This is a genomic window from Mesorhizobium sp. GW821-FHT07A06, assembly GCF_059419085.1.
In genome coordinates, this window is record NZ_JBWKRC010000008.1 from 144,609 (window position 1) to 169,677 (window position 25,069).

The 25,069-nt window shown below is 64.0% G+C and carries 23 protein-coding genes and 1 other RNA gene; 9 read left to right on the forward strand and 15 right to left on the reverse strand.

Annotated elements, in window-relative coordinates:
- Positions 1-121 precede the first annotated feature (121 nt).
- Positions 122-1,375, forward strand: a complete 1,254-nt coding sequence (locus AC07SZ_RS24165; RefSeq protein WP_494916178.1) for an NAD(P)/FAD-dependent oxidoreductase — start codon at positions 122-124, stop codon at positions 1,373-1,375.
- Between the two features lie 113 nt (positions 1,376-1,488).
- Here AC07SZ_RS24165 and AC07SZ_RS24170 read toward each other — a convergent pair whose 3' ends face one another.
- A complete protein-coding gene (locus AC07SZ_RS24170) occupies positions 1,489-2,766 on the reverse strand; it encodes a 4-aminobutyrate--2-oxoglutarate transaminase (RefSeq protein WP_494916180.1) in 1,278 nt (425 codons plus the stop codon).
- A 238-nt stretch (positions 2,767-3,004) separates the two neighbouring features.
- Between AC07SZ_RS24170 and AC07SZ_RS24175 the strand changes: the two genes are divergently transcribed.
- Genes AC07SZ_RS24175 through AC07SZ_RS24185 form a run of 3 tightly spaced genes read left to right on the forward strand, consistent with a single transcriptional unit; the run spans position 3,005 to position 8,309 of the window.
- The gene (locus AC07SZ_RS24175; protein ID WP_494916182.1) at positions 3,005-4,138 is read left to right on the forward strand and encodes an efflux RND transporter periplasmic adaptor subunit; all 1,134 of its coding nucleotides are present in this window, start codon (positions 3,005-3,007) and stop codon (positions 4,136-4,138) included.
- The gene (locus AC07SZ_RS24180; RefSeq protein WP_056569871.1) at positions 4,135-5,211 is read left to right on the forward strand and encodes an efflux RND transporter periplasmic adaptor subunit; all 1,077 of its coding nucleotides are present in this window, start codon (positions 4,135-4,137) and stop codon (positions 5,209-5,211) included. Before AC07SZ_RS24175 ends, AC07SZ_RS24180 begins: the two co-directional genes overlap by 4 nt.
- Positions 5,211-8,309, forward strand: a complete 3,099-nt coding sequence (locus tag AC07SZ_RS24185; protein ID WP_081294924.1) for an efflux RND transporter permease subunit — start codon at positions 5,211-5,213, stop codon at positions 8,307-8,309. The genes AC07SZ_RS24180 and AC07SZ_RS24185 overlap by 1 nt, the downstream gene beginning before the upstream one ends.
- Before the next feature lie 332 nt (positions 8,310-8,641).
- Here the strand turns inward: AC07SZ_RS24185 and AC07SZ_RS24190 are convergent, their stop codons facing one another.
- From AC07SZ_RS24190 to AC07SZ_RS24210, 5 genes are all read right to left on the reverse strand, one after another.
- Positions 8,642-9,391 (reverse strand): ABC transporter ATP-binding protein, encoded by a 750-nt coding sequence (locus AC07SZ_RS24190; RefSeq protein ID WP_056570439.1) that lies wholly within the window; start codon positions 9,389-9,391, stop codon positions 8,642-8,644.
- Positions 9,388-10,221 (reverse strand): ABC transporter ATP-binding protein, encoded by an 834-nt coding sequence (locus tag AC07SZ_RS24195; protein WP_056569857.1) that lies wholly within the window; start codon positions 10,219-10,221, stop codon positions 9,388-9,390. The genes AC07SZ_RS24190 and AC07SZ_RS24195 overlap by 4 nt, the downstream gene beginning before the upstream one ends.
- Complete coding sequence (nikC, locus tag AC07SZ_RS24200; RefSeq protein ID WP_056569855.1) at positions 10,218-11,144, reverse strand: nickel transporter permease; 927 nt, start codon at positions 11,142-11,144, stop codon at positions 10,218-10,220. Before nikC ends, AC07SZ_RS24195 begins: the two co-directional genes overlap by 4 nt.
- Positions 11,145-11,340: 196 nt before the next feature.
- Positions 11,341-12,402 carry an ABC transporter permease gene (locus AC07SZ_RS24205; RefSeq protein WP_056569852.1) on the reverse strand — a complete coding sequence of 354 codons (1,062 nt, stop codon included), beginning with the start codon at positions 12,400-12,402 and terminating at the stop codon, positions 11,341-11,343.
- A gap of 18 nt (positions 12,403-12,420) precedes the next feature.
- The gene (locus tag AC07SZ_RS24210; protein ID WP_056569850.1) at positions 12,421-14,064 is read right to left on the reverse strand and encodes an ABC transporter substrate-binding protein; all 1,644 of its coding nucleotides are present in this window, start codon (positions 14,062-14,064) and stop codon (positions 12,421-12,423) included.
- On the opposite strand from AC07SZ_RS24210, the gene AC07SZ_RS24215 reads away from it, so the two are divergent.
- Positions 14,009-14,272, forward strand: a complete 264-nt coding sequence (locus AC07SZ_RS24215) for a hypothetical protein (protein ID WP_171883264.1) — start codon at positions 14,009-14,011, stop codon at positions 14,270-14,272. The genes AC07SZ_RS24210 and AC07SZ_RS24215 overlap by 56 nt on opposite strands.
- A 147-nt stretch (positions 14,273-14,419) precedes the next feature.
- Here the strand turns inward: AC07SZ_RS24215 and AC07SZ_RS24220 are convergent, their stop codons facing one another.
- The 7 genes from AC07SZ_RS24220 to ffs form a co-directional block, all read right to left on the reverse strand.
- Entirely contained in the window at positions 14,420-15,667 is a 1,248-nt protein-coding gene (locus tag AC07SZ_RS24220; protein ID WP_056570436.1) for a lytic murein transglycosylase, read from the reverse strand.
- 25 nt (positions 15,668-15,692) lie between these two features.
- Positions 15,693-16,298 (reverse strand): recombination mediator RecR, encoded by a 606-nt coding sequence (recR, locus tag AC07SZ_RS24225; RefSeq protein WP_056569846.1) that lies wholly within the window; start codon positions 16,296-16,298, stop codon positions 15,693-15,695.
- 193 nt (positions 16,299-16,491) lie between these two features.
- Complete coding sequence (locus AC07SZ_RS24230; protein WP_494916186.1) at positions 16,492-17,484, reverse strand: cell wall hydrolase; 993 nt, start codon at positions 17,482-17,484, stop codon at positions 16,492-16,494.
- A 228-nt stretch (positions 17,485-17,712) separates the two neighbouring features.
- On the reverse strand, positions 17,713-18,120 hold the full coding sequence (locus AC07SZ_RS24235) for a hypothetical protein (RefSeq protein ID WP_056569840.1): 408 nt from the start codon (positions 18,118-18,120) through the stop codon (positions 17,713-17,715).
- Positions 18,121-18,195: 75 nt separating this feature from the next.
- Positions 18,196-18,519 (reverse strand): YbaB/EbfC family nucleoid-associated protein, encoded by a 324-nt coding sequence (locus AC07SZ_RS24240; RefSeq protein WP_056569838.1) that lies wholly within the window; start codon positions 18,517-18,519, stop codon positions 18,196-18,198.
- Positions 18,520-18,560: 41 nt separating this feature from the next.
- Positions 18,561-20,396, reverse strand: a complete 1,836-nt coding sequence (locus tag AC07SZ_RS24245; RefSeq protein WP_056569832.1) for a DNA polymerase III subunit gamma/tau — start codon at positions 20,394-20,396, stop codon at positions 18,561-18,563.
- Between the two features lie 104 nt (positions 20,397-20,500).
- Positions 20,501-20,597, reverse strand: an RNA gene (ffs, locus tag AC07SZ_RS24250) — signal recognition particle sRNA small type.
- Between the two features lie 154 nt (positions 20,598-20,751).
- Between ffs and AC07SZ_RS24255 the strand changes: the two genes are divergently transcribed.
- The 3 genes from AC07SZ_RS24255 to AC07SZ_RS24265 are packed head-to-tail and all read left to right on the forward strand — an operon-like array spanning position 20,752 to position 22,505.
- Complete coding sequence (locus AC07SZ_RS24255) at positions 20,752-21,171, forward strand: HIT domain-containing protein (protein WP_056569830.1); 420 nt, start codon at positions 20,752-20,754, stop codon at positions 21,169-21,171.
- 52 nt (positions 21,172-21,223) lie between these two features.
- Positions 21,224-22,168 (forward strand): NAD(+) diphosphatase, encoded by a 945-nt coding sequence (nudC, locus tag AC07SZ_RS24260; protein WP_056569828.1) that lies wholly within the window; start codon positions 21,224-21,226, stop codon positions 22,166-22,168.
- 31 nt (positions 22,169-22,199) lie between these two features.
- On the forward strand, positions 22,200-22,505 hold the full coding sequence (locus AC07SZ_RS24265; protein WP_494916188.1) for a Dabb family protein: 306 nt from the start codon (positions 22,200-22,202) through the stop codon (positions 22,503-22,505).
- Between the two features lie 94 nt (positions 22,506-22,599).
- On the opposite strand, the gene AC07SZ_RS24270 is transcribed toward AC07SZ_RS24265, so the two are convergent.
- Both AC07SZ_RS24270 and AC07SZ_RS24275 read right to left on the reverse strand, forming a co-directional pair.
- Positions 22,600-23,463 carry a prephenate dehydratase gene (locus AC07SZ_RS24270; RefSeq protein WP_056569822.1) on the reverse strand — a complete coding sequence of 288 codons (864 nt, stop codon included), beginning with the start codon at positions 23,461-23,463 and terminating at the stop codon, positions 22,600-22,602.
- 14 nt (positions 23,464-23,477) lie between these two features.
- Positions 23,478-24,206 (reverse strand): 3-deoxy-manno-octulosonate cytidylyltransferase, encoded by a 729-nt coding sequence (locus tag AC07SZ_RS24275; RefSeq protein WP_494916190.1) that lies wholly within the window; start codon positions 24,204-24,206, stop codon positions 23,478-23,480.
- Between the two features lie 193 nt (positions 24,207-24,399).
- Between AC07SZ_RS24275 and AC07SZ_RS24280 the strand changes: the two genes are divergently transcribed.
- Positions 24,400-25,014 (forward strand): c-type cytochrome, encoded by a 615-nt coding sequence (locus tag AC07SZ_RS24280; RefSeq protein ID WP_494916192.1) that lies wholly within the window; start codon positions 24,400-24,402, stop codon positions 25,012-25,014.
- Positions 25,015-25,069: the final 55 nt, after the last annotated feature.

Below are 25,069 nucleotides of genomic sequence, written 5' to 3' on the forward strand. Positions count from 1 at the left end.
CGCCGAACTGTACGATTGACAGCTGTCATCCCGGGTGCGACCCGCAAACGCTCTCTTGCGGCGGCGCCAGACAATTGCCACCTGGCGAGACGCTCTAGGATCGAATCGGGATGGGAATGCGATGAAGAACGGTGTGGTCATTGTCGGTGCGGGTCATGCGGGCGTGCAGGCGGCCGCCAGTCTGCGCGAGGACGGCTATGACGGGCCGGTGATCCTCGTCGGCGACGAGAACGAGTTGCCTTACCACAAGCCGCCGCTGTCGAAGACCTTCATCAAGGATGCCGAGGCCAAGCCGCAACCCTTGCGTGGCGAGGCCTTTTATACCGGCAACGCGATCGACTACCGGCCGGGCATCCGGATCGAGCGCATCGATGCCGGCCGCCGCAACCTGGAGATATCAGGCGGCGGCGAACTTGCCTTCGACCATCTGATCCTGGCGACCGGGTCGCGCCCGCGCGTCCTGCCGCTGCCGGGCTCGGACCTGTCCGGCGTCTTGTCGCTGCGTTCGCTGGCCGACGCACGGCTGATCCGGGAGCTCAGCACAACCAGCGAGGATGTCGTCATCCTCGGCGGCGGTTTTATCGGACTGGAGATCGCCGCGACGCTGCGCGCGGCCGGCCGCACGGTGACTGTGGTGGAAGCGGTCGACCGGCTGCTCGGCCGCGCCGTCGCACCCGTGGTGGCCAACCATGTCCGCCAGCGGCTGGAGGCGACCGGCGTACGCATCCTGACCGGCACCTCGATTTCAAGGCTCGAAGGCGAAAACGGCCATGTCGTGGCCGCGATCACCTCGTCGGGCGAAAGGCTGCCGGCGCGCATGGTCATCGTCGGCATCGGCGCCGTGCCCAATGTCGAGCTGGCGCAGCAAGCTGGCCTTGCCATCGCCAACGGCATCCGCGTCGACCACCAGATGCGCAGTTCGGTGCCGGAAATCCTGGCCATCGGCGACGCCGCCTCCTACCGGCACTGGTTCACCGGCGGCGACGTGCGGCTGGAATCGGTGCAGAACGCCACCGACCAGGCGCGGCTCGCGGCCCGCACGATCACCGGTCACGCGGACGCTTATTCGGCGGTGCCATGGTTCTGGTCCGATATTGGCGACATGAAGCTGCAGATGGTCGGGCTGACCGCCGGCGGCGACAGCCATGTCGTGCTGGGCGACCTGCCCGACAACAAGTTTTCCATCTATCACTATGCCGGTGACCGGCTGCTCGGCATCGAATCCGTCAACCGCCCCGGCGACCACATGCTTGGCCGCAAGATGCTCGGTGCGGGTTTCTCACCGACGCCGGAAACCGTTGCGGCTGGACCGGATGGGCTGAAGGCGGCGCTGGCCGCGTTTCAGCAGGATGAGCCGGCAAGGGCTGCGGGCTAGGCGCCCTCACCCTCCCCCTTGTGGGGAGGGTTGCTGCGAAGCAGCGGGGCGGGGGTCGGCGCCCCCCCACCCGGACCTTTGGTCCGACCTCCCCACGAGGGGGAGGTAGAACGCTAGGCAGCGCAGACTTCGCGGATCGAGCTTTCCAGGATGTCGAGCGCCTCGTTCATGACCTCGTCCTGGATGGTGATCGGCGCCAGGAAGCGGATGACGTTGCCGTAGACGCCGCAGGTCAGCAGGATCAGGCCTTTGTCGAGTGCCTTCAGCCGGATGGCGTTGGCAATCTCCGCCGAGGGCAGGCCCTTCTTGATGTCGTTGAACTCGACCGCGTTCATGAAGCCGAGGCCCCTGATATCGACGATCTCGGGCACGTCGTCGCGAATCGACTGCAGGCGCTGCTTCAGCCGCGCGCCAAGCGTGTTGGCGCGGTCGCACAGCTTTTCGTCCTCGATCACGTCAAGCACTGCGTGTGCCGCGGCGACGCCGATCGGGCTGCCACCATAGGTGCCGCCGAGGCCGCCCGGGCCAGGCGCGTCCATGATCTCGGCGCGGCCGGTCACCGCCGACAGCGGGAAGCCGCCAGCGAGGCTCTTGGCCATGGTGGTGATGTCGGCCGCGACCTCATGATGATCCATCGCAAACATCTTGCCGGTACGGGCGAAGCCCGTCTGCACCTCGTCGGCGATCAGCAGCATGCCGTGCTGGTCGCAGAGCTTGCGCAGCGCGGTCAGGAGTTCACGGGGCGCGTCGTAGAAGCCGCCCTCCCCCTGGACAGGCTCGATGATGATCGCGGCGACGCGTGCCGGATCGACATCGGCCTTGAACAGCTTGTCGAGCGCGGCAAGCGAATCGGCGACCGAGACACCATGCAACGCCACGGGAAACGGCACGTGGTAGACGTCGCCCGGCATGGCGCCGAAGCCGACCTTGTAGGGAACGACCTTGCCGGTCAGCGCCATGCCCATGAAGGTGCGGCCATGGAAGCCGCCGCCAAAGGCGATGACGGCCTGGCGGCCGGTGGCGTTGCGGGCGATCTTGATGGCATTTTCGACCGCCTCGGCGCCGGTGGTGACGAAAATGGTCTTTTTCTCGAACTTGCCGGGCAGCATGGCGTTCAGCCGCTCGGCCAGCCTGACATAGCTCTCATAGGGCACGACCTGGTGGCAGGTGTGGGTGAAACGGTCGAGCTGCGCCTTGACGGCCTCGATCACCCTGGGGTGGCGGTGGCCGGTGTTGACGACGGCGATGCCGGAGGAAAAGTCGATGTAGCGGCGGCCCTCGACATCCCAGATCTCCGAGTTTTCAGCCCGGTCGGCGTAGATTTGCGTGGTCATGCCGACGCCGCGCGAGATCGACTGGTTCTTGCGTTCGGAAATGGCTGAATTCTTCATGATATCCCTCATCGGGCCGGCGCCCGCTCTCGTTGATCAGATGTCTTCTGACCTTATTTCATGTTTTCCTCAAGTCGGCACCACCGGATGGCGATTGGGCCTGCGACGGGCATATCTCCGCCCTTAACCAGTCGGGCGATACACGTACGAGAGCGGTTTCCTTTTTCGGGGGATCGATTATCCTTCGGATATCGGCGAGGCATCGCCGTCAACGAGTGGCCCGCGGCTGGGGGAGCCCATGAGCAGAAACGCGTCATCATCCGTGTCGCCGCCATCCGTCAAAACCTCCAGTCTTTTGTCTTTTCCCTCGGCAGTCTGCGTCTGCGCGGCCGCCCTGCTGCTGGCCGGTTGCCAGAAGCAGGAAGCGGCGACCAGGAAATTGCCGGTCATGGTGCGCGCGGAAACGGTGGCGATGGCCGACTACGCACCGAGGACCTCGCTGACCGGGGTGATCGCGGCGCGTACGCTGAACAATCTGTCGTTTCGTGTCGGTGGCCGGGTCGCCGAGCGGTTTGTCGATGTCGGCCAGCATGTCGACCAAGGCGCGGTGCTGGCCCGCATCGATCCACAGGAACAGGAATCCGATCTGCGCTCCGCACAGGCCGATCTCGATGCGGCGAAGGCGCAGTTGACCCAGTCCGCCGCCGCCTTCCAGCGGCAGAAGACGCTGCTTGCCCAGGGCTTCACCACCAGGCGCGACTATGACGCCGCCGACCAGGCGATGAAGGTGGCGCAAGGCAGCGTCGATGCCGCGCAGAGCGCCTTCGCCAATGCCCAGCAAAACCTGTCCTTCACCGAGCTCAAGGCTGGCGCCCCCGGCGTCATCACCGCCCGCCAGGTCGAAACCGGCCAGGTGGTGCAGGCGGCGCAAACTGTCTTCACCGTCGCCGAGGACGGTGACCGTGACGCCGTGTTCAACGTGCAGGAAACGCTGGTCGCCAGGACGCCGGTCTCGCCGGCGGTGACGATCACGCTGTTGGCCGATCCGCAGGTCCGGGCAACAGGCAAGGTGCGCGAAATCTCGCCGGTGGTGGACCAGGCCTCCGGTTCGATCCGGGTCAGGGTCGGCATTCCCGCCACGCCCCCCGGCTTGCCGCTGGGGGCGGCCGTGATCGGCTCGATCAGCGCCAAGCCGGCGAAGGCGATCCTGTTGCCCTGGCAGGCGCTGACGTCCAGTGCCGGCAGGCCGGCCGTCTGGATTGTCGACCCGGCGACCAAGGCAGTGTCGACGACACCGATCGAGGTGCTGGCCTTCGATTCGGGCACGGTCGTCGTCGCCAGCGGTCTGAACGAAGGCCAGAGTGTCGTTACCGCGGGCGGGCAGTTGCTCAGTCCCGGCCAGACGGTGGAGATATCGAGGGCGGGCCAATGAACCGGCTGCCGCCAATCATGCTCGGCTTGTTCGCGCTTGGCGCGCTCGCCGCCTGCTCGAAATCCGAAGAAAAGCCGACGGAGATCATCCGGCCGGTGCTTTCGGTGGTGGTCGAGCCGCGCACCACCGAGACCTTCGGCTTCGCCGGCTCGGTCGAGCCGCAGGTCAGCGCCGACCTTGCTTTCCGCCTGCTTGGCCGGGTCGTCTCCCGCGACGTCAAGGTCGGCGACATCGTCACCAAGGGCACCACGATCGCCGCGCTCGACCCGACCGCGCTGGAACTGGCCGTGCAGGCGGCCAAGGCGGAGCTCTCCAATGCCGAGGCACAGTTCGCCAACGCCGCGGCGAGCGAGGAGCGCCAGCGCCAGCTGCTTGCCTCGGCCAACGCTTCCCAGGCAGTCTTCGATGCCGCTCAGCAGGCACGCAAGGCCGCGGAAGCCAGCGTCGAGCGAGCCAGGGCCTCGCTGGCCAAATCGCAGGAACAGCTTGGCTATGCCAGGCTGTTCTCCGACTTCGACGGCGTCATCACCGCGGTCGGCGCCGAGGTCGGGCAGACGGTTTCGGCAGGCCAGACAGTCGTCACCGTGGCGCGCTCCGACCTGCGCGAAGCGGTCGTCGACATTCCCGACCAGCTGGTCGGCGATCTCACGGCCGGCACACCGTTCCAGGTCATCCTGCAATCGCTGCCGACGATCCAGACCGAGGCCAAGCTGCGCGAAATCGCGCCACAGGCGGAGGGCTCGACGCGCACCCGGCGCGTGCGGCTGACGCTCTCCGATCCGCCGCAGGCCTTCAGGCTCGGCTCAACGGTAACGGCAACCCGCATGACCAAGGTGGCGCCGACGATCGAACTGCCCATGTCGGCGCTGCTCGAAAAGAACGGTTCCGACAAAGTGTGGATCGTCGACCCGCAGACATCGAGCGTGAGTACGCGCGACATCAAGATCGCTTCCAGGAATGGCGGCACCTTCACGGTGGCCGATGGACTTGAGGCCGGCATGCGCGTGGTCACCGCCGGCGTCCATAGCCTGAGCCAAGGCCAGAAGGTTAGAGTGCCCGGGGGTGGCGTCTGATGAAGGGCTTCAATCTCTCCGACTGGGCGCTCAGCCACCGCTCCATGGTCTGGTATTTCATGCTGGTCTTCGTGGTGGCCGGCATATTCTCCTATCTCAACCTCGGCCGTGAGGAAGACCCCAACTTCACCATCAAGACGATGATCATCCAGGCCAACTGGCCGGGCGCGTCGGTCAAGGAGACGCTGCAGCAGGTGACCGACCGCATCGAGAAGAAGCTCGAGGAGCTCGACAGCCTCGACTTCACCAGATCCGTCACCACCGCCGGCCAGACCGTCATCTTCGTCAACCTGAAGGACACCACCAAGGCGCGCGATGTCGTGCCGAACTGGCTTCAGGTGCGCAACATGGTCAACGATATCAAGGCGCAGTTTCCGCAAGGCGTGCAGGGGCCGTTCTTCAACGACCGCTTCGGCGATGTGTACGGCAACATCTATGCCTTCACATCGGACGGGCTGACGTCGCGCCAGTTGCGCGACTATGTCGAGGAGGTCCGAACAAAAATCCTGACCGTGCCCAATGCCGGCAAGGTCGATCTCGTGGGGGCGCAGGACGAAGCCATATATCTCGAATTCTCGACGCGCCAGATCGCGGCCCTTGGCCTCAACCAGCAGGCGATCATCGCCAGCCTGCAGGCGCAGAACGCGATAACGCCGTCCGGCGTCATCCAGTCCGGACCGGAGCGCATCAGCGTGCGCGTCGGCGGCCAGTTCACGTCCGAAGAGAGCCTGCGTGCCATCAATCTGCGCGTCAACGACCGCTTCTTCCGGCTGAGCGACGTGGCCACGATCACACGCGGCTATGTCGATCCGCCGACGGCACTGTTCCGCTTCAACGGCCAGGACGCCATCGCGCTCGCCATCGGCATGAAGCCCAACGCCAATCTGCTCGAATTCGGCGCGGCGCTGCACAGGGAGATGGACAAGGTGCTGGCCGACCTACCGGTCGGCGTCGGCGTGCATCTGGTCGCCGACCAGCCGGTGATCGTCGAGGAAGCGGTCTCCGGCTTCACCCGCGCGCTGTTCGAGGCGGTGGCCATCGTGCTTGCCGTCTCATTCATCAGCCTTGGCATGCGCGCCGGCTTCGTCGTGGCGCTGTCAATCCCGCTGGTGCTGGCCATCACCTTCACGGTCATGGAGTATCTCGGCATTTCACTGCAGCGCATTTCGCTGGGCGCGCTGATCATCGCGCTCGGGCTTCTGGTCGACGACGCCATGATCGCGGTCGAGATGATGGTGGCGCGGCTGGAGGTTGGCGACAACCTGCGCAAGGCGGCGACCTATGTCTACACCTCGACCGCCTTCCCGATGCTGACCGGCACGCTGGTGACGGTCGCCGGCTTCATCCCGATCGGCCTCAACTCAAGTGCCGCCGGCGAATACACCTTCACCCTGTTCGTCGTCATCGCCGTGTCGTTGCTGGTGTCGTGGATCGTGGCGGTGCTGTTCGCGCCGCTGCTGGGCGTAACCATCCTGCCGGCGACGATGAAGACCAAGCATCACGACCAGCCTGGCCGATTCACCTCGGCGTTCCGGCGGTTGCTGGTATTTTCGGTGCGCCGGCACTGGATGACCATCATCGTCACGGTGCTGTTGTTCGCGGCCTCGATCGCCGGCTTCGGCCTCGTCCAGCAGCAGTTCTTCCCGCCATCCGACCGGCCGGAGCTGATCGTCGACTGGAACCTGCCACAGAACTCGTCGATCGCCGAGACGCGCGACCAGATGGAGCGGTTCGAGCAGCGGGCGCTGGTCGGCAATCCAGACATCGACCATTTCTCGTCCTATATCGGCCAGGGCGCGGTGCGCTTCGTGCTGGCCTATGACGTGCAGCCGGCCAACCCCTATTTCGGCCAGACCGTGATCGTCACCAAGAGCCTCGAGGCTCGCAATCGGGTCAAGCCCGCGCTGGAGAAGTTGCTGCGCGAGGAGTTTGTCGGCACCGACGCCTTCGTCAAACTGCTCGAACTCGGACCGCCTGTCGGCCGTCCGGTGCAGTATCGCGTCGGCGGTCCCGAAATCCAGACCGTGCGCGAGTTGGCGCAGCAATTCGCCGGCCTCATCTCGGCCAATCCGAAGCTCGCGGCACCCACCTTCGACTGGAACGAGCCGCAGCGCGTGCTGAGGGTCGACGTGCTGCAGGACAAAGCGCGCCAGCTCGGCATCACCTCCTCCGACATCGCCAGTGCGCTCAACAGCACGGTCGGCGGCGCCACCATCACCCAGGTGCGCGACGCCACCTATCTGATCAATGTCGTGGCGCGCTCACGCGATGCCGAACGCGGCTCGATCGGGACGCTGCAGAACATGCAGCTGCCGACCAGCACCGGCGAAGCGATCCCGCTCGCGGCGGTGGCCAATTTCAGTTACGACCTCGAGCAGCCGACAGTGTGGCGGCGTGACCGCATTCCGACGATCACCGTGCGCGCCGGCATGGTGGGCGACACGCTGCCTGCCACGGTGGTCAACGAGCTGAAGCCATCGGTGGATGCCTTCATCGCCAAGCTGCCGGCGGGCTATTCGGTGGAAACCGCCGGCTCGGTCGAGGAAAGCGCCAAAAGCCAGGGGCCGATCGCGGCCGTGGTGCCGCTGATGCTGTTCATCATGGCGACCATCCTGATGGTGCAGCTGCAGAGCTTCCAGCGTCTGTTCCTGGTCGTGGCGGTGGCGCCGCTCGGGCTGATCGGCGTGGTGGCCGCCCTGGTGCCGAGCGGCGCGCCGCTCGGCTTCGTCGCCATCCTCGGCGTGCTGGCGCTGATCGGCATCCTGATCCGCAACTCGGTCATCCTGATCGTGCAGATCGAGGATCTCGTCCGAGAGGGTAAGGACCGATGGACGGCCGTCATCGAGGCGACCGAACACCGCATGCGGCCGATCGCTCTGACGGCGGCCGCAGCCAGCCTGGCGCTGATCCCTATCGCGCGCGAAGTGTTCTGGGGCCCGATGGCCTACGCGATGATGGGCGGCATCATCGCCGGCACGGCGATCACGCTGCTGTTCCTGCCGGCGCTTTATGTGACGTGGTTCAGGATCAAGGAGCCCAAGCAAGGGGACGAACCATCCGCTCCGGAGAACGGCGAACTGGCGCAAGGTTCGAATTAAGACCCTGCTGTATCCTCGTTATCGTTGGACGGCACAGGGAGTGATTTCGCGCGCTGCCACGGCGACGACTTGGAACTGCGCCAAGCATGCCAACCTTTCGGCAATCGGCCAATGCCAAGAGGGTTTCATCCCGCCGAACCACCTGCCGCAGGCCGACCAGCATTATCTCGCGTTCGTTCCGCTCTGGCGTGTCGCTGCGTGGATTTGCCAGCTGCCACCTTCTTCGTTGTAGATGTCGTCGTCGTCAGCTTCATGCACAACGTATGCAATCCAATCGTCAGATTTGAATATACTCTTGTCCGATAGCACCGGTCCGCCACGGGAAGAACGAGTCACGCCGTTCTCACAAACCCGTCGCTCGCCCGCAAAAGATTGCGCGTATAATCCTTGGTGACATGGCGCTCGACAAGGTCGCCCGCCGTCAGGTTCTCCACCGCCTCGCCGCTTTGCATCACCATCAGCCGCTCGCACATATGGGTGATGATGGCGAGGTCGTGGCTGACCATCAGGAAGGTCAGCTTGCGCCGCCGGCGGACCTCTTCCAGAAGATTAAGCACTTCCGCCTGCACCGACGCGTCGAGCGCCGAGGTCGGCTCGTCAAGCAGCAGGATCGATGGTTCGAGGATGAGCGCGCGTGCGATCGCCACGCGCTGGCGCTGGCCGCCCGACAATTGGTGCGCGTAGCGGAAGCGGAAGCCGTTGCCGAGGCCGACTTCGTCGAGCGCGCGCTCGATGCGCTTTTCACCATCGGCAAAGCCGTGGATGGCAAGCGGTTCCTGCAACAGGCGGTCGACGGTCTGGCGCGGATGCAGCGAGCCATACGGATCCTGGAAGACCATCTGCACTTCGCGGTAAAAGGCCTTGTCGCGGCGCGCGCCGAGCGTCTTGCCATTGACGGCGATGCTGCCCGACGCGACCGGCGCAAGGCCGGCGATCGCCCTGAGCAGCGTCGATTTGCCGGAACCGCTCTCGCCGACCAGGCCGAAGGATTCGCCCGGCCGCACGTCGAGGCTGACGCCCTTCAGCGCGCGAAAACGGTCGAAGATCACCTCCAGCCTGTCGACGGTAATCGCAGCAGTCATGCCGCCCACTCCGGCTTGCGGTCGAGCACCGGCAGCGGGTGGCGGTCGGCGCCGATCTTGGGCATGCAGTTGAGCAGGCCGCGCGTGTAGGGGTGCTGGGCCTGGCCCAATTCCGAGGCCTTGAGCTGCTCGACCACCTTACCGGCATACATGACGATGACGCGGTCGCAGAAGGACGAGACCAGCCGCAGATCGTGGGAGATGAAGATCAGCCCCATGCCGCGCTCACTGACCAGCCGGTCAAGAATGCCGAGAACGTCGAGCTGCACCGTGACGTCCAGTGCCGAGGTCGGCTCGTCGGCGATCATCATTTCCGGCCCGGCGATCAGCATCATGGCGATCATGGCGCGCTGGCCCATGCCGCCGGACACTTCATGCGGATGCAGGTCGAAGACGCGCTTGGGGTCGCGGATCTGCACCGCCTCCAGCATGGCCAGCGCCCGCTCGCGGGCCTCGGCCTTGGAAACCCTTTCGTGCGTGCGCAGCGTTTCGACGATCTGGCGGCCGATGCTCATCACCGGGTCGAGCGAGTATTTCGGATCCTGCAGGATCATGGCGATGCGGTTGCCCCGCAACGCCCGGCGTTGGCGCGCCGAGATGCCGAGCAGGTCGATGCCGTCGAAGGCCAGTTTCCTGGCCGATATCCGGGCCTGCGGCGGCGTCAGGCCCATGATGGCGCGGCCGGTCTGCGATTTTCCGGAGCCGCTTTCACCGACAATGCCGAGCCGTTCGCGGCCGAGCGAAAAGGAGACGCCGCGCACCGCTTCGATCAACCCGGTGCGGGTTGGGAAGGTGACACGCAGGTCCTCGACGTCGAGAAGCGCGCTCATTGGTCACCACTGCGCGGATCTAGCGCGTCGCGCAGGCCATCGCCAAGCAGGTTGAAGCCGAGGCTGACGATGAGGATTGCGAAGCCGGGCGCGCCGGCCACCCACCACTGGTCGAGGATGAAGCGGCGGCCGGACGCGATCATCGTGCCCCATTCGGGCAGCGGCGGCTGCGCGCCGAGGCCGAGGAAACCGAGGCCGGCGGCGGTGAGGATGATGCCGGCCATGTCGAGCGTCACGCGAACGATCAGCGAGGAGATGCAGAGCGGCATGATGTGGCGCAGCACGATACGGGCCGGCGAGGCGCCCATCAGTTGCACCGCCTTGATGTAATCGGAATTGCGCACCGTCAGCGTTTCGGCGCGCGCGATGCGGGCATAGGGCGGCCAGGAGGTGATGGCGATGGCAAGCACCGCGTTTTCGATGCCGGGGCCGAGCGCCGCCACGAAGGCCAGCGCCAGAACCAGCTTCGGGAAAGCGAGGAAGATGTCGGTGATGCGCATCAGGACGGCATCGGTCCAGCCGCCGGCATAGCCGGCGACGGTGCCGACCAGCAGACCGATGGGGGCCGCGATGATGGCAACCAGGATGACCACATAGAGCGTCCAGCGCGAGCCGTAGAGGATGCGTGAGTAGATGTCGCGGCCGAGGTCGTCGGTGCCGAACAAGTGCTGCTCGCTCGGCGCCAGCAGCCGCGCGTTCTTCAGATCGCCAAAGGTCGGCGAATAGGGCGCCAGCACGCCGGCAAGGGCGGCGATGACCAGCAGGGCGATAATGATCAGCAGGCCTACGAAAGCCAGCCGGTTGGCGGAAAAGCGCCGCCACGCGACATAGGCGCGGCCAAGCCTCGCCTGCATGCGCGAGGCCGGCCGCTCGCTGAGCAACCAGTCGCGACGAGAGAGAGGGCGGGCGTCGGAGGCGGTCATGACGATGCCTCCTGAGGCTGTCGAACCCCACTCCGGTCTGCTTCGCGGACCACCTCTCCCCCGTTCGATGGGAGAGAGGAAAGGAGCCAAGCGTGCGGCCGGCTTTTCCTCTCCCCCGGGCAGGGGGAGAGGTGGCCCGAAGGGCCGGAGTGGGGGTGATTGGCCGCAGCCGAACCCGAAAGTGAGATACCTCTGCTCATGCGGATTTCGTCCTCGGATCGAGCAGGCGGTAAAGGAGGTCGGACAGAAGATTGATGCCGATGAAGACCGAGCCGATGACGATGGTGCCGCCGAGCACGGCGTTCATGTCGGCGTTCTGCAGCGAATTGGTGATGTAGAGGCCGATGCCCGGCCAGGAAAAGACGGTTTCCGTCAGCACCGAGCCTTCGAGCAGGCCGGCATAGGAGAGCGCGATCACCGTGACCATCGGCACGGCGGCGTTGCGTAGCGCGTGGCCCCAGATGATGCGGGTTTCCGACAGACCCTTTGCGCGCGCCGCGACGATATATTCCTGGGCGAGTTCGTTGAGCATGAACGAGCGCGTCATGCGGCTGATATAGGCGAGCGAGAAATAGCCGAGCAGCGAGGCCGGCAGGATGATGTGCCGGAAGGCGTCCCGGAAGACATCCCACTGACCCTGCATCGCAGAATCGAGGAGGTAGAAACCGGTGATCGGGGTGAAGGTGTATTCGTAGACGACGTCGAGCCGTGCCGGAAAGGCCACCCATTGCAGCTTGGCGTAGAACAGCACCAGGCCCAGCAGGCCGAGCCAGAAGATCGGCACGGAATAGCCGATCAGCCCAATGACGCGCACGATCTGATCGATGATGCTGCCGCGCTTGACCGCGGCCAGTACACCAAGCGGCACGCCGAACAGCGCACCGATCAGTGTCCCGAGCGTCGCCAGTTCCGTGGTTGCCGGAAGCGCGCGGCGGATGTCGGTCATGACCGGGTTGGTGGTCAGCACCGAAGTGCCGAAATCGCCGTTCAGCGCGCCTTTCACGTAGATGTAGAACTGCTCGATCAGCGGCAGGTCGAGGCCCATCTCGCGACGCGTGCGCTCGACGACATTGGCCGGCGCCCGGTCGCCGAGCACCGCCAACACCGGATCGATCGGGATGACACGGCCAATGAAGAAGGTCACCGCGAGAAGACCAAGATAGGTCGTCACCGCGATGACCAGGAAACGGCCGAGCGATGATGCAAGGGCAACGGCGCGGGCGCCACCGCGCCCGCCTTCGTTTTCAACCGCACTCATGCGGCGCGTCCGCGGGCACTATTCCTTCGAGACCGGCCCGACGAAATTGGTGTCGAAGCTCGGGCCGAGCGCGAAGCCCTTGAGGTTCTTGCGCAGGCCGGCGACTTCCAGCTGCTGATGGATGACCACGAAGGGGCTGGTGTCGAGGATCTTCTTCTCGAGGTCCTTGTACATGTCGGCGCGCTTGCCCGAATCCTTTTCCAGCAGCGCCGCTTCCGTCTGCTTGGTCAGGTCCGGAATATCCCAGGCATTGCGCCAGGCAAGCGTCTTGGTCTTGCCTTCGTCCGAATTGTCCGGGTTCGAGGCAAAGGTCTGGGCGTTGGAGTTCGGATCGAAATAGTCCTGGCCCCATTGGCCGATATAGATGTCGTGATTACGAGCACGATACTTGGTCAGCGTCTGCTTGCCGTCACCCGGGATGATCTCAAGCTTGATGCCGGCTTGTCCGAGCGTCTGCTGGATCGATTCCGCCATGCCGGTCGTCGGCTGGCCGGTGCGCACGTCCATGGTTACGCTGAAGCCGTCGGGCAGGCCGGCCTTGGCCAGCAATTCCTTGGCCTTGGCGACGTCGAGCTTGAACGGGTTCTCGTCCAGTTCGCCAAGCACGCCCTTGGGCAGGAAGGTCTGGTGGATCTCGCCGATCCCCTTGAGGATGGTCGAGCTCAGCGCGTCATAATCGACCAGATATTTGAAGGCCTGGCGCACTTCGGGTTTGGCGAGGTTCGGGTTCTTCTGGTTCAGGCTGATGTAGTAGACCGTGCCCTTCGGCGCGCTGGTCGAGGTGAGGTCGGCGTTCTTGGCGATGGCGTCGAGATCGTTCGGCTCGAGGTTACGGGCGACGTCGATGTCGCCGGCTTCCAGCGCCAGGCGCTGTGCCGAGCTTTCCTTCATGTTGCGATAGATGACACGGGCAAGCTTGGCTTTCTCGCCGTAGTAGTTGTCATTGCGCTCCAGCACGACAGCCTCGTTGGCGCGCCATTCGCGCAGCTTGAAGACGCCGGAGCCGGCATAGCCGGTCTTCAGCCAGGCATTGCCGAAATCATTGTCCCATTTGTAGTCCGCGCTCGGCGTCACCGCCGCGACATGTTCCTTGACCAGCTTTGCATCGACAACCGAAGCGACGGTTGCCGAGAGACAGTTCAGCACGAAGCTCGGTGCATAGGCCTTGTCGACGACGAACTGGAAGGTGGTGTCGTCGACGGCCTTGGCCTTTTCGGTGACATTGTCGCCGCTGATGCCGAACTGATCGATGATGAAGGCCGGGCTCTTGTCGAGCTTGACGGCGCGCTCGAACGAATAGGCGACATCGGCAGCGGTGATCGGATTGCCGGAGGCGAATTTGAGGCCGGGCTTGAGCTTGAAAGTATACGTCAGGCCGTCGTCGGATACGGTCCAGCTTTCAGCGAGATCGCCCTTGACCTTGGAGGTGTCGCTGAGGTCGAGGCGGACCAGCAGGTCATAGGTATTGCCGGTGACTTCGGCGGTCGACAGTTCGAACGCCTCGCCCGGATCCATGGAGATGATGTCGTCGATCGCAAAACCTTCGACCAGCGTGTCGGCGGGTGTGACCGCGCCGGCCGGCGCTCCGGCCAGAAGCAGTGCCGACATGGCCGCGCCCGCGAGCAGGATGCGGGATCGTAGAGCAAGCTTTTCCATCATCATGGTGACTGTTCCCTTTTTTGTTGTTGACCTGAGTTCCCGGCTCAGGATTGAGGTCTTCTTTTCAGGGCGTATGACGGCCCCTTGTCCACTTACCGTCGTGGTTTTTGTCCATTTGGTCAACACCATATCCGGCGGCTCCGTGGCCGGCAACGAGCATTTATACGACGGCTCATTGAAGCAGGATGGCGGGTCGCGCGTCGACGCGTAGTTCGGCCAATCGAGGCAGCCGATCGAGAATAATCTGCTAGAGGCTCACCGTTTCGTGGAAACGGCGAACCTCTCTATCTCTTTGTTTTGACGCAATTCCTGACGGAAAACCGTTCACACTTTTCCTGGAATTGCTTTGATTTCGGCGCTATTTCAGCGCGGCGACCAGGCCGGCGTCGGGAAAACAGGTCGCGGCCTGGCCGTTCTTGGCCTGCCACTTGCCGATCGAGCGGCGGGTCTTGAAGCCGGGCAGGCCATCGGCGCTGCCGACATCATAGCCCTTGGCTTCCAGCGCCCGTTGCAGGGCGGCAATATCGGAACGATGCAGATCGCCGACAGGCCCCCAGCTGCCGGAAAAATCCTGATCGCCATGCGCGATGCGGTCGGCGCCATGGCCGATGAACAGTGCGTAGAGGTCGCTGGTGTTGTATTCCTTCAGCACGTAGAAATTGGGGGTGGCGATGAAAGCCGGTCCGCTGCGGCCGGCCGGCATCAGCAGGAAGCCCTCCGCCTTCAGCTCGCTCGCCGGAAACAGCTTGCCGCCGACGCGCTTGATGCCCATGCCGGCCCAGTCGGAGATCTTCTTGCCCTGATCGGGACCTTCCAGCGAGCAGGAGACGCTCTCGGGCACGGTCACCTCGAACCCCCAGCCCCGTCCCCTCACCCAGCCATAATGGACGAGATAGTTGGCGATCGAGGCAAGCACGTCGGGCGTCGAGTTCCAAATATCGACGCGTCCGTCGCCATCGAAATCCACGGCATGCTTGAGAAAGGAGGTCGGCATGAATTGCGGCTGGCCGAGCGCGCCGGCCCAGGAGGATTTCATCGCGCCGACAGGGGCCAGCCCACGTTCGACGATTTCCAGTGCGGCCAAAAGCTCGGTGCGGAAGAAGTCCTTCTTCGTCGACATGAATGCCTTGGTGCCCAGCACCTCGAATGCGTCGTAGGGCATCTTCGCCGCGCCGAAACCGGTCTCGCGGCCCCAGATCGCCAGAACGATCTCGCCGGGCACGCCATAGCGCTTCTCGATCGCGGCAAGGGTCCTGGCGTTGGCCGCCTCGCGCGTGCGTCCACCCGACGTCACGGCGCGAACCGTCTTTTCGGCGAAATAGGCGCCGGGCGAGCCGAACTCGGCCTGATGCTGCTTCTGCGGCGTCTTCGGCTTCTCGCCGGGCATGACAAGGTCGGGCAGCTTCAGGTTGGGTTTTATGCCGTCGAAGGCGGCATCGAAGGTCTTCTTGGAAATGCCTTTGGCCTTGGCTTCGGGCCAGAGATCGTTCTGCAGCCACGCGCGGTACTGGTCGTCGATCCTGGCTGCCGAGACCGAGGTGGCGAGGAAGACACCGATAAGCGTAGCGACAAGGGCGAAGGTGATCGTACGAAGGAATGCAGTCATTTCGGCAAACATCCCGCCAATTGCGTCAAAACGCCGTCCGCGAGCGCAGCGCGGCGGCCAGCGTGCCCTCATCGAGATAGTCGAGTTCACCGCCAACCGGCACGCCATGCGCCAGCCTTGTCACCTTGATGTCGAAGCCGGACAATTGGTCGGTGAGGTAGTGCGCGGTGGTCTGGCCCTCGACCGTTGCGTTGACGGCGAGGATGATTTCCTTGACCTCGCCGCCGGCGACGCGGTCGATCAGCGAGCGGATGTTGAGCTGATCCGGGCCGACGCCGTCGAGCGGCGACAGCGTGCCGCCGAGCACATGGTAGCGTACGTTCATCGCCGCCGCGCGTTCGAGCGCCCAGAGATCGGAGACGTCCTCGACGACGATGAGGGTGGCGGCATCGCGGCGCGGGTCCGTGCAGATCATGCAAGGATCCGACGTATCGACATTGCCACAGGTGGAACAGATACGCACCTTGTCGGCAGCCTCGCCCATGGCGGCGGCGAGCGGCGACAGAAGCTGCTCCTTCTTCTTGATCAGATGCAGTGCCGCGCGCCGGGCCGAACGGGGACCAAGCCCCGGCACCTTGGCCAGGAGCTGGATCAGACGTTCGATCTCGGGACCGGCGATTCGCTTGGACATCGCTCTGATCTAGAGCAATTCCAGGAAAAGTGCGAAGCGGTTTTCCGTCCGGAATTGCGTCAAAACGAAAAGCTGGAGCAGTTCGCCGTTTCCACGAAACGGTGAACTGCTCCAGGATTTTTCCGAGCGCCTTGGAACATCCGTGTCAGCGTATGGTCCGCCATGCCGCCACGCGAAGCCGTGGCGATGCGAATCAGTTGACCTCGAGCGGTCGACTCTGGCTGGCGATCATCGCGCCGATGGCGTCGGTGTTCTCCGGCGTCGACAGGAACCCCATCGCCGCCTCTTGCGGCTCACCCTGAACCGAACTGATAACCTTTTTGTTCAAGGTTCCGCCGAACCGGGCGGCATCCGGTTCTTCCATCGGCTCCTGCATCGCGACCATCGTCTGCTTCACGGTCACACGCGCCGACTTCGCCGTGGGCACCGCGGCCGCGGTCACATAGGTCTCTTGAACTGGAGCGGCCTTGGCCTTGGGCTGACGGGCCGGTTCCACAGAGGCGGTCATAAAGACTTGCTGCGCCGGAGCGACGCGGGACGTTTTGGCCGGAGGCGCCGGCTCGGCCGAGGCAACCATCGTCACCGGTGCGGCCGGCTTCACGATTTCGGACCCAGCCGAGGCAACCGCCACGGTCGGCTCATCGGGCAGCGGCTGCCAGTTACGGCCGCGCTTCTCATAGAAGGCATTGCCGCCGGCGACCATGGTGTAATGCATGTTCTTGTAGGGGAAGCGCAGGCCCGCCGTGTGGAAATACATGGTGTTCTTGAGCTTGGCCTTGCGCTCGCCCTTGAGCACGGCGTTGGCCGCTTCCTCGACATCGGGCATTGCGCGCGAATTCATCGGCCTGGTCATGACGCCCGGCGCGAATTGGCCCGGCTCGCCCACCACTTCGCAGATGGTGCTGCCATGCTGGCCGGAGCGCAGGCGGTTCATCACCACGGTGCCGACAGCGATCATGCCGTCGCGGCTCGACCTGTTGGATTCGAAGAACATCGCCCTTTCCAGGCATTCCCTGTCCTTCGGGGTGTGGCTGTAAGGCCGCGAGCTCAGGAAACTCGGCGTGATGGCATCGGTGAGGCCGGCGACGGACATGCCGTGCGAGGTTGTCTGGCTGCACGCAGCCAAAAACAGGGGAGACGTAATGACGCCGAGCAACAGCGGCGTCTTCCATCGCGTGACGATCAACAGGTTACCCTCTCACTTCGATGCCCGCCCCCAGGCTGCGGCAAGAATGAGACACTTTCGGGCAAAATGATGGCCAAAACGTTATTAACAACGTACTGTTGCCGAAAAGGCACAATTTCGAGGCTTTCCAGATAGATCGAGCCATCATTTCACAAAAGCGATGACCGCTATCCCTTCGTTTCGCCGCAATTGTCCAGGGAAAACCGCGGCGCGCTTTTCCGGAAATCGCTACCGCCCCGCCGCCATCGCGGCCGGCCGACCAGGCTCAAGCTCCTCGACTTTCTCGGAAAACAGGCCGCGCCTGAGGAACAACGCCCGCGCGTTCCTGGCCGTCGGCGCGATCTTTCCCGGCCAGTCGCTATCGATGAATTCGGCCTTGGTGAAATCGGGATTCGTCTCGGAAGCCGCCTCGAGGAATTCAGCGATTTCCAGCACGATCGCACGCTCCTCCTTCGAAAGCGCCGATGTGCCGGCCTCGATCGACGGGCGGTGCACGAAATCCTCGAACAAATAGAAATAGCCCTTGATGCCGACGATATCGACGCCGGCATCGCAATCCGCGAGGATTTCCAGGATCTCGTAGATCCTGTTGCGGATACGCTGCTCGATCAGTCTTTCAGACGGCTCTTCGGTCATGGGCGCATCACCGCTGGCTCAACTTTCGTGCACGCCGTTGCCCCAAAACCGCTGCACGGTTTTGGGCGCCATGCATCAGAACGGCAGTTTCATTCCCGGCGGGATCGGCAGGCCTGATGTCAGCGCCTTGGTCTTTTCCTGCATGATCTGCTCGACCTTGGCCTTGGCGTCATTGTGGGCGGCAAGAATCAGGTCCTCAAGGATCTCGACATCGTCCTCCTTGAACAGAGACGGGTCGATCTTCAGCGACTTCATGTCGAACTTTCCGCTCAGCGTGACGCTGACCAGGCCGCCGCCGGCCTGGCCGACGGATTCGACCGTGGCGATCTCGTCCTGCATGGCCTGAAACTTGGCCTGCATTTCCTTCGCCTTGCCCATGAGGCCGAGAAGATCTTTCATGGTCCAATCCTTGGTTCTTGGTTTGTCAGGTTCTTGGTTTATCAGGTCTCGTCGTCATCCGCCGGCGGCTCGACCGGCACTTCCGCCTCGGTCTCGTCTGCCTCCGGCGCATCGGGAATGCGCACGTCGATGATCTTGGCGCCCGGGAAACGCGCCAGTATGGCGGCCACGGCCGGATCGCTCCTGGCATCGAGGAAGGCATTTTCGCGCTTCGTCGATTCCATTTCAGCCAGCGTCTGGCCGCCCTCTTCCTTGGACAGCGAGACAAGCCAGTTGCGGCCGGTCCAGGCGCGCAGTTTCGTTGTCAGATCGTTGAGCAGCAGCTTGGGCGCATCTTCGGTCAGGCTGACGTCGATGCGACCGGGTTCGATGCGCACGGGACGGATGCAGCGCTTGACCAGCACCTTTAGGGCGATGTCGCGTTGTGCGTCGGCGAGGGCAACGATGTCGGCCAGCGATTTCAGGGGTACCGGCGGCGTCTCCGGCGCCGGTTGGGGAGGGGCGACGAAAGCCACCGGCGCGGGCGTGGCCTCGACCAACCGCATGGTCTGCGCGCCACCGCCCTGTCCGGATGGCATGCGCGTTTGCGCGACCGCGCTGGCACCACCGCCATTGCCAGCGCCAGCGGGCGCCCCGTTTGGACGCGATGCGCCATTTTGAACCGGTCCCGCGCCCTCGAGCGATCTCAGCGCCTCGTCGAGCGTCGGCAGGTCGGCGGCATGCGCCAGCCGGATCAAAACCATCTCGGCCGCGCTCACCGGCCGGTTCGATGATTGCACCTCGGGAATGCCCTTGAGCAGCATCTGCCAGGTTCGCGACAGCACCTTGACGGACAACGTCCTGGCAAAATCGGCGCCGCGCTGGCGCTCGTCCTGCGACAGCGAAGCATCATCCATGGCGGTCGGTACGAAACGCAGCCGGGTGACAAGGTGGTTGAACTCGGCAAGATCGGTCAGTACGGCGGCCGGATCGGCGCCGGTGTCGTATTGAGCGCGGAATTCGGCGAGCGCCGCCGCCACGTCGCCCTTCATCACATGTTCGAACAGGTCGACGATGCGGGCGCGGTCGGCCAGGCCCAGCATGCCCCGTACGGCCTCGGCACTGACGGAGCCGGCGCCATGGGCGATCGCCTGGTCGAGGATGGAGAGCGAATCGCGGGCCGAGCCTTCGGCGGCGCGCGCGATCATCGCCAGCGCGTCGTCGTCGACCGAAATGCCTTCCTTGGCGGCGATCGAAGAGAGATGCGCGACCAGCGATCCGGCATCGATGCGCCTCAGGTCAAAACGCTGACAGCGCGACAGGACGGTGATCGGAACCTTGCGGATTTCGGTGGTGGCGAAGATGAATTTGACGTGCGGCGGCGGCTCTTCCAGCGTTTTCAGCAGGCCGTTGAAGGCCTGCGTCGACAGCATGTGCACTTCGTCGATGATGTAGACCTTGTAGCGGGCCGACACCGGCGCATAGCGCACACGCTCGATGATGTCCCTGATGTCGTCGATGCCGGTGTGGGAGGCGGCGTCCATCTCGATGACGTCGACATGGCGGCCTTCCATGATCGCCTGGCAATGCTCGCCGAGGACGGCAAGGTCGACCGAAGGCTGGTCCACGGTCGATGTCTTGTAGTTCAGCGCCCGCGCCAGGATGCGCGCCGTGGTGGTCTTGCCGACGCCGCGCACGCCGGTCAGCATCCAGGCCTGGGCAATGCGGCCGGTGGCAAAGGCATTGGTGAGGGTGCGCACCATCGGCTCCTGGCCGACCAGTTCGGAAAAGTTCGACGGACGGTATTTGCGCGCCAGCACGCGATAGGCGGCGGCCTTTGCGTTTTCCGGGCTTTTTGGCTCCAGGCTTTTTGGCCCCGAATTTCCGGCTTCGCTCATTCGCCCGTTAAGCTCCAAAAGGCCGCGCCCAAAGGCGCCGATTCCTGCGCATAGTCTCGCCCGCGCTGCAATGCGTCGTCAATGTCGCGAGGGGGGCCGATGAGGTGGGAGGCTGGAACAATGACCCGTTCCGGGCTCGTTAGGGCTGCTTCCTTCCGGACCTGACCCGGTTGGCGAGTGGATCGTCCACCACCAACCTCCCACCGTCCATATCGGCAATTGCGCGATGAAATGCAAGTGCGCACGCGATTTGGCGCACCAAACCCTCAGAGGAACAATGATTCGCTTGCAGCCCTCTTGCCGCCGCTCTAGCGTCGTGAGTTCAAGGAAACCAAGAAAAGCAAGGGAAACGCCGATGCTGCCGGGCCTGAAGGCCGGATTCATGCTGGATGCCCGGCTGGAAGCGGACAGCGAGCAGTTGATGTGGCTTGGGCTCTGCGAATTGCGGGTAATGAACGATCGCCGCTGGCCATGGCTGCTTTTGGTACCGCAGCGGCCGGGCGCGGAGGAAATCCACGACATGACGCCGCTCGACCAGGCCATGCTGACCTTCGAGACCAACATGGTGGCGCAGGCGCTCAAGAAAGTGAGCGGTTGCACCAAGATCAACACCGGCGCGCTCGGCAACATCGTGCGCCAGTTGCATATCCATATCATCGCCCGGTCCGAAGGCGATCCCGGCTGGCCCGGTCCGGTGTGGGGGCACGGCCTGCGCGAACCTTATGAGCGCTCCGACCTGCGCCGGTTTGCCGAAACGATAAGGGCGGCGCTATAAGCTCCCCTGTATTCATTCCAAAACATGTCCATCCCAAAGAACCAGAGTCCGCATGAGCTTCAGCCTGTTTGACGCGCCCCTGCGCGAGCCGAGCCAATTTGTCGGCTTTGCCGGCAATACCATCGACCGGCAATCCGAGAGTCGCGCCGACGATTCGGTCGACAAGGCGCTGGCCGATCCAACGACGCGGCTGCTGTTGATGAATGGCGGCCGGCTCTATCTGAAATTGGGGAATGGCAGCGGTCTTGATCCCTGGTTCGGCGCCTCCGAGAGCCAGTCTTTCAACCCTTCCCTCGACCAAAGTGTCCTGCTCGGCTTTTCCGATCAAGGACCGGTGCTCGCGGTGGTGGCCGGCGTTGACGCCGAACAGTTGCCGGAGACCGTCAAGGCGATCGACTACCGGTCGGTCTACATGCAAGGGCTGATCGACGAAGCGGCCGCCGGCGCGATGGCACAAGGGGCCGCCCTGCTCGCCTGGCACGCCAGCCACCGTTTCTGTAGCAAATGCGGCACCCAATCGCAGATGCGGGCCGGCGGCTACAAGCGCCATTGCCCGAATTGCGGCACCGAGCATTTTCCACGCACCGACCCGGTGGCGATCATGCTGACGGCAACGCGGGAGAAATGCCTGCTTGGGCGAGGCCGGCACTTCGCGCCGGGCATGTATTCGGCGCTCGCCGGCTTCATCGAGCCGGGCGAGACGATCGAGGCGGCGGTGCGCCGCGAGACGCTGGAGGAGGCCGGCATTCGGCTCGGCCGCGTCGTCTACCACGCCAGCCAGCCCTGGCCGTTCCCCTACTCACTGATGATCGGCTGCTTCGGCGAGCCGCTCAATGAGGACATCCAGGCCGACCTCAACGAGCTGGAGGACTGCCGGTGGTTTGGCCGCGACGAGGTGCGCCTGATGCTGGCCAGGGAGCACGCCGATAATCTGGTCACGCCGCCGAAAGGTGCGATCGCGCATCACCTCATCCGCGCCTGGGTCGACAGCGAATAGCCGATACTGAAAGTCATTGCAGGAGAGACAAATGATCCGCCACACCGTCGTCTTCACGCTGAAGCACGCGCCGCATTCGCTGGAGGAAAAGCGATTCCTCGTCGACGCCAAGAAAATCCTCACCGCGATCCGGGGCGTCACGCATTTCGAGCAATTGCGGCAGATCAGCCCCAAGAACGACTATCAGTTCGGCTTCTCGATGGAGTTCGCCGACCAGGCCGCCTACACCAGATACAACGACCATCCCGACCATGTCGCCTTCGTGCGCGACCGCTGGGTGCCGGAGGTCGAGAAATTTCTCGAGATCGACTATGTGCCGCTGGGCGCGGTGATCTAGAATTCACCGTTTCACGGAAACGGGGACCCGCTCCAACTCTTTGTTTTGACGCAATTCTCAAGGGAAAGCGCCAAGCGCTTTTCCTGGAATTGCTCTAATCCGCTACCTTCCATTGCTCGCGCGACTGGCTGGCCGGATAGACGCCCAGGATGCGCACTTCACGGGAGAAGAAGCGAAGCTCGTCCAGCGCCAGCTTGACCAGCGGATCGTCGGGATGGCCCTCGATGTCGGCGTAGAAAAGCGTCGCCGTGAAAGCGCCGAGCTGGTAACTCTCCAGCTTGGTCATGTTGATGCCGTTGGTGGCAAAGCCGCCCATCGCCTTGTAGAGCGCGGCCGGCACGTTACGGACGCGGAAGATGAAGGTCGTCATCATCTTGGTGTCGGCAGTCGGCCGTTCGGCCCATTGCTTGCTCTTGGTCAGGACGACGAAGCGGGTGACGTTGGAATCGGTGTCCTCGACGTTCTCCTCGATGATGTCGAGCCCATAGAGCGTCGCCGCCAGCGCCGGCGACAGGGCGGCCATCGTGCGGTCCTTGACCTCGGAGATCATCTTGGCGGCGCCCGCCGTATCGCCGGCCACGACGGCCTTCCAGCCGTTCTTGCGGATGTATTTGCGGCACTGGCCAAGCGCATGAATGTGGCTGTGAACGGTCTTGATTTCTTCCCGCTTGACGCCGGGCAGCACCATCAACTGGAAATGGATCGGCAGGAAATATTCGCCGACGATGTGCATCCTCGATTCCGGCAAGAGATGATGGATGTCGGCGACGCGTCCGGCGATGGTGTTCTCGATCGGGATCATGGCGAGATCGGCCTTGCCGGTCTCGACCGCGTTGAAGGCATCCTCGAAGGTCGGGCACGGCAACGGCTCCATCGAGGGATAGACGTTGCGGCAGGCGGTATCGGAATTGGCGCCCGGCTCGCCCTGGAAGGATATTCTGTTGGTTTTTTCAGGCATGGCGGAGGAATTTCTCAGTTTGAAAGGATGGTTCGGGCGCGCTCAAGGTCTTCCGGCGTGTCGACGCCTAGCGGCAGCGACCGGACGATCTCGGCATCGATGCGCATGCCGGCTTCCAGCGCCCGCAGCTGCTCCAGCCGCTCGCGGCGTTCCAGCGGCGACGGCTTCAGCGCGACGAAGCGCTCGAGTGCCGCGCGGCGATAGGCGTAGAGGCCTATGTGGTGATAGAGCGGCCCCTCGCCCCAAGGTGCCGTGGCGCGGGTGAAATAGAGCGCCCTCAGCCTCGTGGCAGACAGCGGCGAGCCCACGATCTTGACGACATTGGAATTGGTCTTTTCCTCCTCGCGGACGATCTCGACACCGAGTGTGGCGATATCCACCGCCCCGTCCTCGAATGGCCTGAGCGAGGCGGCGATGATGCCGGGATCGATGGTCGGCAGGTCGCCCTGCACATTGACGATCGTTTCGACCTTATGTCCAGGATCGAGCGCGGCCAGCGCCTCGTGGATTCGGTCGGAGCCGGATTCGTGGTCGATGCGCGTCATCACCGCCTCGAATCCATGCGCGCGCACCGCTTCGGCCACGCTTTGCGTGTCGGTCGCCACCACCACCCGGCCAAGGCCCGCTTCGGCGGCACGGCGGGCGACATGGACGATCATCGGCACGCCGGCGATGTCGGCCAGAGGTTTGCCCGGCAGGCGGGTGGAGGCCATGCGGGCCGGTATCAGGATCAAGGTGGACATCGCTATGGCAAGGCGTTCGAAAAGAGGAGGGGAAAAGTGGCAAAAGGTCTCACTGGCAGCGCCCTTATAGGTGTTGCAACGCCCGAGCAAAAGACCTAGTTTCCGCCCGATTTGACCGGCTCTGGAGGGCGGGTCTCGATACCGACGGACGGAGTGGACGGTTCGGTCCGCCGGAAAAGGGAGCAAGGGGCGTATGGATTCCAACGAAGTCAATAAACTGCTCGCCGGATTGCTCGGAACCGTTTTCGTCGTTTTCTCGGTCGGCCTGGTGTCGGACGCACTGTTTGCCTCGCCGGCCCCGGAAAAGCCCGGCTTCGCCATCGAGGCGGCTGAGCCCGCCGAAGGCGGCCCGGCCGCGCCGGCCGCCGCGGCCAAGCCGATCGCCGACCTGCTGCAGACCGCCAATGTCGAGGCGGGCGCTGCCGTCTTCAAGAAATGCCAGGCCTGCCATTCCGGCGAAAAGGGCGGCCCCAACAAGGTCGGCCCCGACCTGTGGGATCTTGTCGACCGCCCCGTCGCCGAACATGAAGGCTTCGCCTATTCGGCCGGCATGAAGGAATTCTCCAAGGGCGGCACCGAGAAGTGGACCTACGACAACATCAACCACTTCATCACCTCGCCGAAGAAATTCGTTAAGGGCACCGCCATGGGCTTCGCCGGCCTGCCCAAGGACGAGGACCGCGCCAACGTCATCGCCTATCTGCGCACGCTGTCGGACAATCCCAAGCCGCTGCCGGCACCGGGTGCCGCCGCGGACGCCAGCGCGCCCGCCAAGCCTGCCGCTCCAGCGCCGGCACCCGCCCAGTGAACAATTTGTAATCTCCACGATCTTGAAAAAGCCGGGTTCAGCCCGGCTTTTTTGT

Excerpts from the sequence above, each read along its gene's own strand:
- AC07SZ_RS24245 (WP_056569832.1), bottom strand. The coding sequence starts at position 20,396 with ATGAGCGAAGCCGGAAATTCGGGGCCAAAAAGCCTGGAGCCAAAAAGC.
- AC07SZ_RS24215 (WP_171883264.1), top strand. The coding sequence starts at position 14,009 with ATGGCCGCGCCCGCGAGCAGGATGCGGGATCGTAGAGCAAGCTTTTCC.
- AC07SZ_RS24170 (WP_494916180.1), bottom strand. The coding sequence starts at position 2,766 with ATGAAGAATTCAGCCATTTCCGAACGCAAGAACCAGTCGATCTCGCGC.
- AC07SZ_RS24175 (WP_494916182.1), top strand. The coding sequence starts at position 3,005 with ATGAGCAGAAACGCGTCATCATCCGTGTCGCCGCCATCCGTCAAAACC.
- recR (WP_056569846.1), bottom strand. The coding sequence starts at position 16,298 with ATGTCCAAGCGAATCGCCGGTCCCGAGATCGAACGTCTGATCCAGCTC.
- AC07SZ_RS24275 (WP_494916190.1), bottom strand. The coding sequence starts at position 24,206 with ATGTCCACCTTGATCCTGATACCGGCCCGCATGGCCTCCACCCGCCTG.
- AC07SZ_RS24185 (WP_081294924.1), top strand. The coding sequence starts at position 5,211 with ATGAAGGGCTTCAATCTCTCCGACTGGGCGCTCAGCCACCGCTCCATG.
- AC07SZ_RS24195 (WP_056569857.1), bottom strand. The coding sequence starts at position 10,221 with ATGAGCGCGCTTCTCGACGTCGAGGACCTGCGTGTCACCTTCCCAACC.
- AC07SZ_RS24210 (WP_056569850.1), bottom strand. The coding sequence starts at position 14,064 with ATGATGATGGAAAAGCTTGCTCTACGATCCCGCATCCTGCTCGCGGGC.
- AC07SZ_RS24180 (WP_056569871.1), top strand. The coding sequence starts at position 4,135 with ATGAACCGGCTGCCGCCAATCATGCTCGGCTTGTTCGCGCTTGGCGCG.
- AC07SZ_RS24240 (WP_056569838.1), bottom strand. The coding sequence starts at position 18,519 with ATGAAAGATCTTCTCGGCCTCATGGGCAAGGCGAAGGAAATGCAGGCC.
- AC07SZ_RS24165 (WP_494916178.1), top strand. The coding sequence starts at position 122 with ATGAAGAACGGTGTGGTCATTGTCGGTGCGGGTCATGCGGGCGTGCAG.
- AC07SZ_RS24205 (WP_056569852.1), bottom strand. The coding sequence starts at position 12,402 with ATGAGTGCGGTTGAAAACGAAGGCGGGCGCGGTGGCGCCCGCGCCGTT.
- AC07SZ_RS24220 (WP_056570436.1), bottom strand. The coding sequence starts at position 15,667 with ATGACTGCATTCCTTCGTACGATCACCTTCGCCCTTGTCGCTACGCTT.
- AC07SZ_RS24235 (WP_056569840.1), bottom strand. The coding sequence starts at position 18,120 with ATGACCGAAGAGCCGTCTGAAAGACTGATCGAGCAGCGTATCCGCAAC.
- AC07SZ_RS24265 (WP_494916188.1), top strand. The coding sequence starts at position 22,200 with ATGATCCGCCACACCGTCGTCTTCACGCTGAAGCACGCGCCGCATTCG.
- nikC (WP_056569855.1), bottom strand. The coding sequence starts at position 11,144 with ATGACCGCCTCCGACGCCCGCCCTCTCTCTCGTCGCGACTGGTTGCTC.
- AC07SZ_RS24190 (WP_056570439.1), bottom strand. The coding sequence starts at position 9,391 with ATGACTGCTGCGATTACCGTCGACAGGCTGGAGGTGATCTTCGACCGT.
- nudC (WP_056569828.1), top strand. The coding sequence starts at position 21,224 with ATGAGCTTCAGCCTGTTTGACGCGCCCCTGCGCGAGCCGAGCCAATTT.
- AC07SZ_RS24270 (WP_056569822.1), bottom strand. The coding sequence starts at position 23,463 with ATGCCTGAAAAAACCAACAGAATATCCTTCCAGGGCGAGCCGGGCGCC.
- AC07SZ_RS24255 (WP_056569830.1), top strand. The coding sequence starts at position 20,752 with ATGCTGCCGGGCCTGAAGGCCGGATTCATGCTGGATGCCCGGCTGGAA.
- AC07SZ_RS24280 (WP_494916192.1), top strand. The coding sequence starts at position 24,400 with ATGGATTCCAACGAAGTCAATAAACTGCTCGCCGGATTGCTCGGAACC.